At 62.3% G+C, this 11,249-nt stretch carries 12 protein-coding genes; 7 read left to right on the top strand and 5 right to left on the bottom strand.

The window, feature by feature from the left end; genetic code table 11:
* Positions 1-873: 873 nt before the first annotated feature.
* Complete coding sequence (locus LJF34_RS23240) at positions 874-1,644, bottom strand: IclR family transcriptional regulator (RefSeq protein WP_231188219.1); 771 nt, start codon at positions 1,642-1,644, stop codon at positions 874-876.
* Between the two features lie 327 nt (positions 1,645-1,971).
* On the opposite strand from LJF34_RS23240, the gene LJF34_RS23235 reads away from it, so the two are divergent.
* Together LJF34_RS23235 and LJF34_RS23230 are read left to right on the top strand one after the other, a co-directional pair.
* Positions 1,972-2,973 carry a Gfo/Idh/MocA family oxidoreductase gene (locus tag LJF34_RS23235; RefSeq protein WP_231188217.1) on the top strand — a complete coding sequence of 334 codons (1,002 nt, stop codon included), beginning with the start codon at positions 1,972-1,974 and terminating at the stop codon, positions 2,971-2,973.
* Between the two features lie 60 nt (positions 2,974-3,033).
* On the top strand, positions 3,034-3,408 hold the full coding sequence (locus LJF34_RS23230) for a RidA family protein (RefSeq protein WP_231188216.1): 375 nt from the start codon (positions 3,034-3,036) through the stop codon (positions 3,406-3,408).
* Here LJF34_RS23230 and LJF34_RS23225 read toward each other — a convergent pair.
* On the bottom strand, positions 3,392-3,718 hold the full coding sequence (locus LJF34_RS23225; protein WP_231188215.1) for a hypothetical protein: 327 nt from the start codon (positions 3,716-3,718) through the stop codon (positions 3,392-3,394). The two genes, LJF34_RS23230 and LJF34_RS23225, sit on opposite strands and share 17 nt — an antisense overlap.
* 210 nt (positions 3,719-3,928) lie before the next feature.
* Between LJF34_RS23225 and LJF34_RS23220 the strand changes: the two genes are divergently transcribed.
* Positions 3,929-4,237 (top strand): HalOD1 output domain-containing protein, encoded by a 309-nt coding sequence (locus tag LJF34_RS23220; protein ID WP_231188214.1) that lies wholly within the window; start codon positions 3,929-3,931, stop codon positions 4,235-4,237.
* Here the strand turns inward: LJF34_RS23220 and LJF34_RS23215 are convergent.
* Positions 4,234-5,214 carry a Gfo/Idh/MocA family oxidoreductase gene (locus LJF34_RS23215; protein ID WP_231188213.1) on the bottom strand — a complete coding sequence of 327 codons (981 nt, stop codon included), beginning with the start codon at positions 5,212-5,214 and terminating at the stop codon, positions 4,234-4,236. The genes LJF34_RS23220 and LJF34_RS23215 overlap by 4 nt on opposite strands.
* Before the next feature lie 102 nt (positions 5,215-5,316).
* Here LJF34_RS23215 and LJF34_RS23210 point away from each other — a divergent pair, with 102 nt between their 5' ends.
* The 4 genes from LJF34_RS23210 to LJF34_RS23200 all read left to right on the top strand — a co-directional run bounded on the left by LJF34_RS23210 (position 5,317) and on the right by LJF34_RS23200 (position 8,671).
* Positions 5,317-6,207 (top strand): Gfo/Idh/MocA family oxidoreductase, encoded by an 891-nt coding sequence (locus tag LJF34_RS23210; protein WP_231188212.1) that lies wholly within the window; start codon positions 5,317-5,319, stop codon positions 6,205-6,207.
* A gap of 153 nt (positions 6,208-6,360) precedes the next feature.
* The gene (locus LJF34_RS29085) at positions 6,361-6,495 is read left to right on the top strand and encodes a hypothetical protein (RefSeq protein WP_255666456.1); all 135 of its coding nucleotides are present in this window, start codon (positions 6,361-6,363) and stop codon (positions 6,493-6,495) included.
* A gap of 29 nt (positions 6,496-6,524) precedes the next feature.
* Positions 6,525-7,583 (top strand): ABC transporter ATP-binding protein, encoded by a 1,059-nt coding sequence (locus tag LJF34_RS23205; protein WP_231188227.1) that lies wholly within the window; start codon positions 6,525-6,527, stop codon positions 7,581-7,583.
* Complete coding sequence (locus LJF34_RS23200; RefSeq protein ID WP_231188211.1) at positions 7,580-8,671, top strand: ABC transporter ATP-binding protein; 1,092 nt, start codon at positions 7,580-7,582, stop codon at positions 8,669-8,671. The genes LJF34_RS23205 and LJF34_RS23200 overlap by 4 nt, the downstream gene beginning before the upstream one ends.
* A gap of 61 nt (positions 8,672-8,732) precedes the next feature.
* Here LJF34_RS23200 and LJF34_RS23195 read toward each other — a convergent pair whose 3' ends face one another.
* Together LJF34_RS23195 and LJF34_RS23190 are read right to left on the bottom strand one after the other, a co-directional pair.
* The gene (locus LJF34_RS23195) at positions 8,733-9,749 is read right to left on the bottom strand and encodes a carbon-nitrogen hydrolase family protein (protein WP_231188210.1); all 1,017 of its coding nucleotides are present in this window, start codon (positions 9,747-9,749) and stop codon (positions 8,733-8,735) included.
* 48 nt (positions 9,750-9,797) lie between these two features.
* Positions 9,798-11,210: an amidohydrolase gene (locus tag LJF34_RS23190; protein ID WP_231188209.1), complete on the bottom strand. Its 1,413-nt coding sequence runs from the start codon at positions 11,208-11,210 to the stop codon at positions 9,798-9,800.
* Between the last annotated feature and the right edge of the window lie 39 nt (positions 11,211-11,249).

Raw genomic sequence — 11,249 nt, 5'->3', positions numbered from 1 at the left:
TTCGTCCAATAGTTAGTAGCCTGACTAGAAGCGGCATCTGTGGTTCAGTTTGAGACGCTTGTAGAGGGTGGATTGTCCCAAATCGTGCATTCTAGGGTTGCTATTACCTGTGTAGTCTCATCTTCAGACCCATAATTCTATATAGCTAAATGTGATTTATTATTTTTCATTCCGTCGTTAACGGCCTTCTATCGGGATTTTTCGTGAGATGAGCGCTCGGACACATTACTTCCGCATATCTCCGTAAGCGGAAGTGGATACTCCCCGATACCCCCTGCGTCATCCATACGCGAACGGTAGCCCACCCGTTTTCGCCGCACGAAGTACGACGCTACGGAGGCGGGAGTGGAAAGCGCTCCATCACGCGCGGCGGTTCTACGGACAGACTTCCGGGTCGGTTCGCCGCTGGAACGCCGCGGTCCCGACGGTGCACGAACATCGAGATTTGTGTTCTGAACGCGCCCCACGGCCACCATTACAGAACTAAAATTGTAACACCGATCCGAAGCATTCGATTTTGCGACCACGACGTCCACACCCCAACCAGCGAACCGTCGTTTTCATGCTCCTTATCGACGCAGTACCGTTGAAACTCGTCATGAATGGAATAACGATGCTGCACTGCTCGAAGGATTCGTATTACAGTACTACTGCTGTCATGGGTTCTGACTTCGTTTCTCCACCGTCGCGTGCAACATCTCCTCTGGACGCCATCTCCCGCCGCTCATTCGTGCTAAACGCCTTTCTCGAAGTAACGCCGTCCGGCACGCCCCCGTTTTATCCACCTGAACGCTCCGCACGACCGATACGAGGAAACCCGTTCAAGGCAGCGATCAACGGGAGAAAGGGTAAAATCGTGTGGAACCGACGCGATCAGATCGATGTCATATTGATTTCAATGATATTGACGCTTCGTTGTATCCGGTCGGGTAACTCTTCGTGTAATCGGTCCCCCTTCATTCTACTCCGCGGTCCGATGATGCTGATGGCTCCCACGACGGCACGGTTCTGGTCGATGATCGGTGCGCCGACCCCGATCAATCCCTGTATCGTCTCCTCGCTACTCGTAGCGATACCCGTTTCGCGGATGCCGTCCAGTTCCTCGAGGAGCTCCTCCCGGTCCGTTATCGTGTTGCTCGTGACTTCGTCCAAGGCCTGCTGGTCGAGGATTTCCCGCCGTCGCTCCTCGGGCAAATGGGCGAGTATCGCCTTACCGACCGCCGTGTGATGAAGACCCGACTGATGTCCGACGTACAGCGGTGTTCGAATCGCCTGCTCCCCGTAGGCTCGGTAGAGGCAGATTCCGACGCCGTGTTCCTCGACGGTGAAAAGCACCATTTCCCCGGTTTCCTCGGCCAGCGTATCGACCTCCTGTCGGACGAGGTCGAAAATCCGAACGCGGTTTCGGGCGTGGTGTGCGATGTCGAGGAACCGAAGTCCGAGATGGTAGGTGTCGTCGTCCTCCTTGACGACGTATCGGCTTCCCTTGAGCGTCGAAAGGTGATTGTAAACCGTCGCCTTCGTGGCACCGATGTGCTCCGCGAGTTCGGTGACGCCCGCTCCGTCCAACTCCCCGAGCGCTTCGAGTATCGTCAGCGACGTCTGCACCGCATTCACGGTGTTTTTTGGCGTGTTGTTTTCCATGGGATGTGTACGAACACTACCTACTTAACTGTTCAGCCCTGCTTAACAGAGGTGTTCCTCGTGTTACCACGTGTTATGACACCGTGTTCCGCTCTTTCAGTGAGCCACTCTCGTGATTTCGCCCGTTTCCCCGTTCGTTTCATCGGCTAACACGTCTACTTTCAGTGGTACCGTTCGGGGTTTTCCCCTCTCGCCGTTCGGCACCGATAGACGGGGTTCGAAGTCGACGATATGCTCACCGAGATTTCGGAACGACCTGCCAAACGTTCATATGGTGTAAGCCGAAGTGAGAGCTATGAACTGTCGAACTCCAGCGGTGGTCACGAAATGAGCGCGGTACGAATCGGAATTCTCTCCACGGCGCACGTCCACACCGCCGCGTACGCTGCTATCGCGAGCGAGGCGGACGACGTCGAATTCGTCGGCGTCGCCGACGACGACGCCGACCGCGGACGGACGTTCGCCGAAGAACACGACGCCGAGTTTCGCGAAACTGACGACTTGCTCGCCGCCGCCGACGGGGCCATCGTTTGCTCGGAGAACACGACCCACTCCGAGTGGGTCGAACGGGCCGCGGCGGCGGACGTCGACGTGCTCTGTGAAAAGCCGCTCGCGACGACCGTCGACGATGCCGTCGGGATTCGGGACGCGTGTCTCGATGCGAGCATCCACATCGGCGTGGCGATGCCACTCCGATTCTCGGAACCGGCGAGACGGGCCAAAAAACAGCTCGAAAACGGACGAATCGGGTCCCTTCGGTTGCTCGCGGGCACGAATCGCGGGCAGCGCCCCGGCAGCTGGTTCGCCGACCCGGCGAAGAGCGGCGGCGGCGCGGCGATGGATCATACCGTCCACATCGTCGACCTCGTCCATTGGCTGACCGGCGAGCGTGTCGCCGAAGTGTACGCCCAGCACGACACCCGCTTCGAATCCCTCGACGTGGAGGACGTGAACGTCCTTTCGATGGAACTCACCGACGGGTCGGCGTTCACCCTCGACGGTTCGTGGAGCCGTCCGGACGAGTGGGACTTCTGGGGGGACGCCACGCTCGAACTGGTCGGCACGAAGGGAAGTATCGACGTGGACTGTTTCGACCAGACGTTCAAACTCACCCGCGATGGCGGCCCCAAACCGGGTATCGCGTCCGTCTACTGGGGATCAGACCCGAACGTGGGCCTCATCCGCGATTTCGTCGACGCCGTGGGAACCGACCGCCGACCCGAGATATCGCCCGACGACGCGGTGGACGCGGTCGCCGTCGTCGAAGCGGCCTACGAATCCGCCGAGTCGGGCGACCCCGTTTCGGTATCGTATCCGACGTCCGGCTAACGACCTGACGGTCGCGTTCGGGACAGTACTTTTATGCCCCATCGAGTCCCCGCCGTTGGTATGGAGGAAATCAGTACTGACGACGCACCGGCGAGTATCGGCCCGTATTCACAGGGAATCAAGGACGGCGACCGGATCTACGTCTCGGGTCAGGGTCCGGTCGACCCGAAATCCGGCGACATCGTCGGCGACGACATCCGAACGCAAACCGAACGAACACTGGAGAACGTCGCCGCCGTCCTCGAAGCGGCGGGGTCGTCGCTCGACGACGTGGTCAAGGCGACCGTCTTCGTACGGGACATGGACGACTACGCGGACATCAACGAGGTGTACGGCGACTACATGACCGAGCCGTTTCCGGCGCGAAGCGCCGTCGAAGTAGCCGACCTGCCGATAGACATCGGCGTCGAAATAGAGGTTATCGCGTCGGCGTAATCGCCTCGACGTTGACTTCCCGGCCCGTCTCGGCGCTCTCGTAAATCGACTGGACGAGTCGCTGCACGGCGAGTCCTTCTTCGAGGGTGTTGCGCGTGTGCTCCCGAGCGCCGCGTACCACGTCGGTGAAGTACGCCCACTCCTTCACGAATCCGTCGTCATCGGAAAACCCGAGTTCGACGTCGGAGAGCGCGTCCCCAGCGGCGGCGTCGATGTCGGCGACCGCTCCGACGTTCTCTCCCAGTTCCACCAGTCGCTTGGCGTGGAAACGAGCGATGTTTCCGCCGCCGACGAACCCGATGTCTAACATGGTTCTGCTACCGCCGAAGTACTCGGTTGTATTAAATCGTTGCACGGGAACCGTCTTCCCGTTCTGATTATCGAGCAGCACGATTTTGATAGAATATATTCACGAACTGTTAAGTCCGGAAGCTTCGACACATCGTATCATGATACCTGAGAACACGCGACTTACTCATCGAACGGGGTACGTGGTTCGGCGACCGGAGGAGGAAGAGGAATGAGCGAGCACGAACGGTATGAAGGGGGCGAGACGGCGACGGCGGCCGACGATCGAGGCCACGGTTGGACCCATCCCGATTCGATGTGTGTTCGGGTCATCGACGCGGTGGTCGAAACGATGGGAACCGATACGGTGGAGATCGCCCCCCTCTACGACTACATCGACCCCGACGCCCTCAACGACCTGTTCAAACCCAACGAAAACGGTCGGCACCGACAGGGAGGACGCGTCGAGTTTCGAATGGAAGGCCACGTGATACGCATTTCGAGCGACGGCGACATAGAGGTCCGACCGGTAGCGGACTAGTTTCGGCTCACGGACACGGGAATCCCTCGCTCCGCTGATTCGATAGCCGAAAGCGAGATGCACATCGCCTCGATGCCGTCCCCGACCGAGACGCACGGCGTCTCCTCGCCTCGGACACACGCGAGGAAATGTTCCAGTTCGAGGCGGTACGGGTCCTTCGTCAGGGGGACGTCGACGGGGTCGCTCACCGGGGGTTCGTTCGTTTCCGCATGCACTCGAAGCGGATCCACCGTCTCGCTGTCGAACTCGATCAGTCCGTCGTCGCCCGCGATTTCCAACTCGGTGACGAACGGAACCTCGTCGGCCGTCGGCCAGCGGGCGTCCACCGTTCCTATCGTTCCGTTCTCGAAGCGAAGCATCGTCGTGGTGTACTTGTTTTCGTCCCACGTTCGTCGGCGGGTGAACACGCTCTCGACCGCTCCGATCGTCCACCGCAGGAAGTCGAAGTCGTGAATCGCGAGGTCGAGCAACACGCCGCCGCTCGCGTCGAAGTCGTGAAACCACGGATGGGTCGCGGCAACGGGCGATTGCCGAAGCGCGCGGACCGTCCCCGGCGTGCCGATGGAACCGGCGTCCACCTGCTCTTTCGCCGCGACGTACTCCGGGAAGAAGCGGAGGACGTGACCGGGCAGGAACGTGATTCCCGCGTCCGACACCGCCTCCTCGATGGCGACCGCGTCCTCCATCGTTCGCTCGACGGGTTTCTCGCAGAGGACGTCGAGTCCGCGCTCGGCGGCCGCTTCCACGAGCGGTCGGTGCGTCGCCGTCGGGGTACAGATGTTGACGGCGTCGAGTTCCTCGTCGAACAGGTCCTCCGGGTCGTCGTGGACGGCGGCGTCGGGTGCGAACTCGGCCGCGAACGCTTCCGGATAACTGGGTGAGCAGACGCCGACGACGTTCGCCCCGTCGATGTCGGCGTACCGAATCGCGTGCACCTGTGCCATGAAACCGCTCCCGAGGATGCCTATCCGTGTCATGGTTCGTAACTCGCGGCATCCGGTATAAACGTTGTTTCCTCACCGTTCGCGGACAGTATCGGAGTAACAATTAAGACCAACCACTGTTCATGCTGTGTATCGATGTTAGATATCGGACTCGTAGGCTTAGACACGAGTCATCCCGAGGCGTTCGCACGGTTGATCGATCAACGCGACGACGCGACGGTCGCCGCCGTCTGGGACGGCGGCGCGGTTCGGGACGACGAGTATGTGAGGCAGTTCTGCGCACAGTACGACGCGACACGGTACCGAAACCCCACGGGTATGCTCGGGACGGTCGATGCCGTGATGATTCTCACGGTGAACTGGAACACGCATCGGCCGCTCGCCGTTCCCTTTCTCGAAGCGGACGTTCCGACGTTCATCGACAAACCCATCGCGGGCCGACACGAGGATATCGATGCCATCGCCGCTGCGGCCGGTGATACTCCGCTCTTCGGCGGGTCCGCCATTCCCTTCCATCCGCGTCTCACGGCGTTTCCAACGGCACAGCCGAACCGAACGGTGTACTGCACGGGGTACAACGATCCCTTCTACTACGGCGTTCACCTGACGGACACGGTCGGCATGCTCGTGCGGGATACGTGGACGCGAGTGACACCGAAGAACCGCCCCGGATCGGTCGTCGATATCGAGTTCGAGAACGACTCGCACGTGACGCTGCAACTGGAAGGACCGAACGAAAACCCCGCGTTCGGGATTCTAGACGTTCACGATCGGACGCGAACCGCCCGTATCGGTTCGGGGGCCGAGGAGTATCAACAGATGTACGGCGACTTCCTCGCGGCGTTCCTCGACTCGGTTCGCGGCGAGCGCCGCGCCAACACCAGAATCCTGAACTCCGCCTCCCTCCTCCTCGCGGTCCAGACCGCGCTCCGAACGAATCAGGTGATCACCCCGTCCCACGCGCAACTCGCGGAGATGCACGTGGAAAGCGACGAGTTCCTCGCGGATTACGCACCCTACGCGTGAGAACGGGGACGGAGACGGACGGGAAACCGAGACACCGAATCGGCCCCCCTCTTGGAACGTCTCGTTTCGTACCGAGGTCGTCGGGAGAAAATAGTGGTATGTCTCCACACACCAAAAGATATAACACGGTCCCACTACCCTTCTACCTATATCATGGTTCTCGACCCCCAGTCCAACCACCGATTTCCCCCGTTCGACGCGCGATGCAGTGACCACGACCCGGCGGCGGCCCCGACCGCGACCGATTCGTGTCCCGTCCGCTCGGCGGGGGTGGGTGGTCGGCCATGACCACTCGGTTCGACGATGGAGACCGATCGATGACAGTGAGCGAAACCGAAAGCAGGGTGTACAGGAGTTCGGACCCGATTCTGGAAGTGCGCGACGCGACCGTCAGGTTCGACATGGAGCGGGGCGAATCCCGCGTCCTCGACGACGTGAGCTTCGATATCGAGCGCGAGGAGATACTGGGCGTCGTCGGCGAAAGCGGGTCGGGCAAATCGATGTTCGCCTCGGCGCTCCTCGACGCCGTCGTCTCCCCCGGCGAACTGAGCGGCGAGATAACGTACTATCCCACGCCCGACAATCCGATAGACCTGCTGAACCTCAGCAAACGCGAACTCCGGAAGGTTAGGTGGGAGGAGATCTCGATGGTGTTCCAGGGTGCGATGAGTTCGTTCAACCCGACGATGGACATTCGGACGCACTTCGTCGAGACGCTGAAAGCACACAGCACGGACGTCGACGTGGGGTTGGACCGCGCCCGCGAACTGCTGTCGGACCTCTATCTCGATTCCGAACGCGTCCTCGATTCGTACCCGCACGAACTCTCCGGCGGGATGCAACAGCGGACGCTCATCGCGCTGAGCATGGTGTTGGAACCGAAGGTGCTCGTGATGGACGAACCGACCGCCGCGCTCGACCTCCTCATGCAGCGGTCGATTCTTCGGCTCCTGAAGGAGGTACAGCAAAAGTACGAGATCGCGATGGTGTTCATCACCCACGACCTGCCGCTGGTCGCAGAACTCGCCGACCGACTCGCCGTGATGTACGCCTTCGAGTTCATCGAGTTCGGCCCGACCGACGCGATACTCCGGGACGCCGCCCATCCGTACACGCGGTCGCTGCTGAACGCGACGCCGAACCTGGCGACACCGCTCGACAACATGAACCCGATTTCGGGGTCGGCTCCCGACCCGGTCGATACCCCCGTCGGCTGTTCGTACAACCCGCGCTGTCCCCTCGCGGATGGGTTGTGCGAAGAGGCGTCTCCCGACTTTCATCACGTCGATGACGACCACCACGCGGCATGTTTCCACTGGCAGGAAGCGGCCGACGAGATTCCCTTTTCGCTCGAGGACGTGGAGGGCGGACGATGAGCCCCGACCCCGTGATTTCGCTCGAAAACGTGCAGGTCGATTTCGAGAGCGACAACGGCCTGCTCGGGGCCTTCTCGAAACCCGACGTGGTCAACGCCGTCAACGGCGTCTCGCTCGAAATTCCCGAAAAGAAAGTCGTCGCGCTCGTCGGCGAGTCCGGGTGCGGGAAGACGACGCTCGGCAAGACGGCGATCGGCCTCCAGCGCCCGACGAGCGGGAGCGTCAAGTTTCGCGGGCAGGACATCTGGGAAGCACGCGACGGTGGGAGCGACGTCGAGGTTCCGTACCGGGACATCCGGCGGTCGCTCCAGATAATTCACCAGGATCCCGGCAGTTCGCTCAACCCGAACCAGAAAATCGTCAAATCGCTCGCCGCGCCGCTGAAGAAGTGGCAACCGGGACTCACCCGCGAGGACCGGCAGGCGCGCATCTACGGTATGCTCAACAGGGTCGGCATGTCGCCGCCGGAGGACTACGCGAACCGCTACCCGCACCAACTGTCCGGCGGCGAGAAACAACGCGTCGTGTTGATTCGCGCACTCCTGATGAACCCGGACCTCATCCTCGCAGACGAGGCCATCAGCGCGCTGGACGTGTCGCTGCGCATCGAGATGATGGAACTGCTGCTCGAACTGCAAAACCAGTTCGACACCTCGTTCGTCTTCATCTCCCACGACCTCTCGAACGCCCGCTACCTGACCGAGAAGTCGGACGGACTCATCGGCGTCATGTACCTCGGCGAACTCGTGGAAATCGGTCCCGCTGAACAGATACTGGAGGACCCTCGTCACCCCTACACGAAGGCGCTGCGGTGGGCGACGCCCGACCTGTTGCCCGGCGACGACGGCGAGGTTCCGCTCCGAAACATCGACATCCCGGACCCGGTGAATCCCCCGTCCGGCTGCCGGTTCCATACGCGTTGTCCCGAGGCCCGCGAGGCCTGCAAGCAGTCGTCGCCCGAGTCGAAGGTCGTCAACGGCGAACACCGGGCCGCCTGCTTCCGCGAGGAGACGACCCACGAGTACTGGAACAGTCCGCCGCTCGACGACGTAGAGCCGTCGAGCGACGCGAAAACGGCGGACGACTGAACTCGTCCGCCCGATTTTCCTGCTTCTCTTCCCCGGTTCGGCTCCGTTCGGTTCCGTTCGGTTACGGCTCCCACTCGACTTCGGGAAACTCCTCCATCCCGAGTCGTGCTTCGGGCGCTTCGTCCAGACACGCGCGGCCGGTCCAGTCGAGGTAGTCCCGGTACGTGACCATCCCGAACTCCGATTCGAGGTCGGCGACCGTTACGTCCTCCGACCGGGATTCGAGCGCGAACGTCTCGTTTCCCCGCGAGTCGTGGTAGACCACGTCGGGATAGCGCGCCTGAATCTCCTCGACCGCTCGGCGGTTCGTGGGAATCCGCGTGAACGTCTTCCAATCGGTGTTGAGTTCGGCGAACGCGAAGCGCGCCGTTCCGCCGTTCTTCAACGCCGCGAGCGGTTCCTGTCCCTCCCAAAGCCCGACGTTTCGGGCGGCGACCTCTCCGGTCGGACGGACGACTCCGGCCGCGCTCGGGAACGCCTTCACGATGTGATAGCCGTAATCGCGCCCCCAGTGACGGAGGCGCTCCTCGCCGCGGAGGTGGCTACAGAAAAAGAGGAGGTCCGTGCGGTTTCGGGCGTACTCGATACCCACTTCCGGGTACATGAGGTCGAAACAGACCGCCGCGCCGACGCGCCCGAACTCCGTCTCCAAAACCGTCGCCTCCCGTCCGGGGCGAAGTCCGTATCCCATCTCGCCGACGGTCGGTCGGAGTTTCCGATAGCGGCCACCGACCTCGCCGTCCGGGGTGATGAACGCCACGGAGTTGTAGTAGTCGTCGCCGTCACGCTCCGTCATCGGCAGCAGGACGTAGCTCCCGAGGTCCGCGGCTTTCGCCGCGACGGCGTCGGTGGCGGGACCGGGTATCGTTCCTGCCGCCTCGATTCGCTCCTCGCCGACGGTTCGTCGGTGGAGCATCTGTTCCGGGAAGCTGACGAAGTCAGGGTTCCAGCGTGCGGCCCTATCGAGGCTTTCGAGGACGTTGTTCAGGTTGTACTCGACCCTGTCTTCCGGCGGTTTTCCGAGTTCGTCGTCGGTTGGCACTTCGAGCGCGACCGAAAGGATGCGTGCGGTTCGCATGGTTTCCGATTCCGCGAAAGCGAGTTATAGCTTCCGACGGGACGCCGTTCAGTCGGAGGGCTCCGGCGGCGACGCTACCGATTCCGGGAGCGGCGTCTCGTACCCGCCTCCGCCGTTCTCCTCGAATTCCTCGCGCACCGCGCGGAGCGTTTCGGGGTCCGAGAGGAGTTCCGCGGCCGTTCCCGCGAGGACTTTCGCGGCGTAGACCATCCCCTTCGCCGCAAAACTCCCGTTGGCGGCGACCGCCTGCCACGAGTGGGCGTTCGTTCCGACGGGCCACGTCGCCGCCCAGAACTGCCCGAGCGGAACGATTCGGCTGACGTCGCCGACGTCCGTGGACCCAGAGCGCGTCGTCCCGGCGTCGTACGCGGGGAGGGGTTCGGTGTACAGTGCGTGTGAATCCACCTCCTCGAACACGTCCGACGGGAGGTCAGCGAGTTGGCCGTCTATCGTCTCCCGCGAGAGCGACGCCTTGAGGTCGGCGGCGAACGCGCGGTCGTCGTCCGTGTACGGAATCGCGTCGAGTCCCTCCATCCGCTCGGACATGACCTCGCCGATGGTCTCGTTCGGGAGGACGCCGTGACACCCGGTGAGGAACTCGCGCTCGACGTCTGTTCGCGTCATCGTCGCCGCCGAGTCCGCGATATCGTCCAACCACGCTTGGATGTCCTCGACCGTCTCCCGCTCCGGAGCGCGGACGAAGTACCAGACCGTCGCGTTCGCGGGAACGACGTTCGGCGCGTCCCCGCCATCGACTATCGAATAGTGTACCCGCGCGTCGTCCGGGACGTGTTCGCGCATGTACTCCACGCCGGTGTTACACAACTGGACCGCGTCGAGGGCGCTCCGACCCGATTCGGGGGATGCCGCGGCGTGTGCCGACTCGCCGCTGAACTCGTATCGGACCGAGTTGAGCGAGAGCGTACTCGACATGAAGGGGGAGTTGTATCGGCCCGGATGCCACGTCAGGGCCGCATCGAGGTCATCGAAGACGCCCTCGCGGGCCATGAACACCTTTCCGACGAGCGTCTCCTCCGCCGGACAGCCGAAGTACGCGACGGACCCGTCGAGTTCGCCGTCGTCGATGGCGTCTTTGAGCGCGATCGCCGCGCCGACACCCGCGACGCCTAGCAGGTTGTGGCCGCATCCGTGTCCCGGTTCCCCTTCCGCTATCGGTTTCCGCTCCGCGGCCACCTCCTGTGACAGTCCGGGGAGGGCGTCGAACTCCCCGAGGATTCCCACCGTCGGTCCGCCGTCACCGTAGCGAGCGACGAAGGCCGTCGGCATCCCGCCGATAGCAGCGTCTACCTCGAACCCTTCGGCCCGAAGCGCCTCGCGGAGTCGGTCGGACGATTCGTGTTCCGCCAACCCGAGTTCGGGTCGGTTCCACAGGTCCATCGAAAGGTCGGTCAGAAAGCCGCGTTGCTGTTCCACTCGTCGAACGACTGCGTCCGATTCCATGGGGTGCAATGACACGATCGGCGAATAAGCCTTCTCCTA

This window comes from Haladaptatus sp. DYF46, from assembly GCF_021083305.1.
Classification (GTDB): domain Archaea; phylum Halobacteriota; class Halobacteria; order Halobacteriales; family Haladaptataceae; genus Haladaptatus.
Note: the sequence above shows the minus strand (reverse complement) of the source record. Positions and strands in the feature narration are given on the sequence as shown.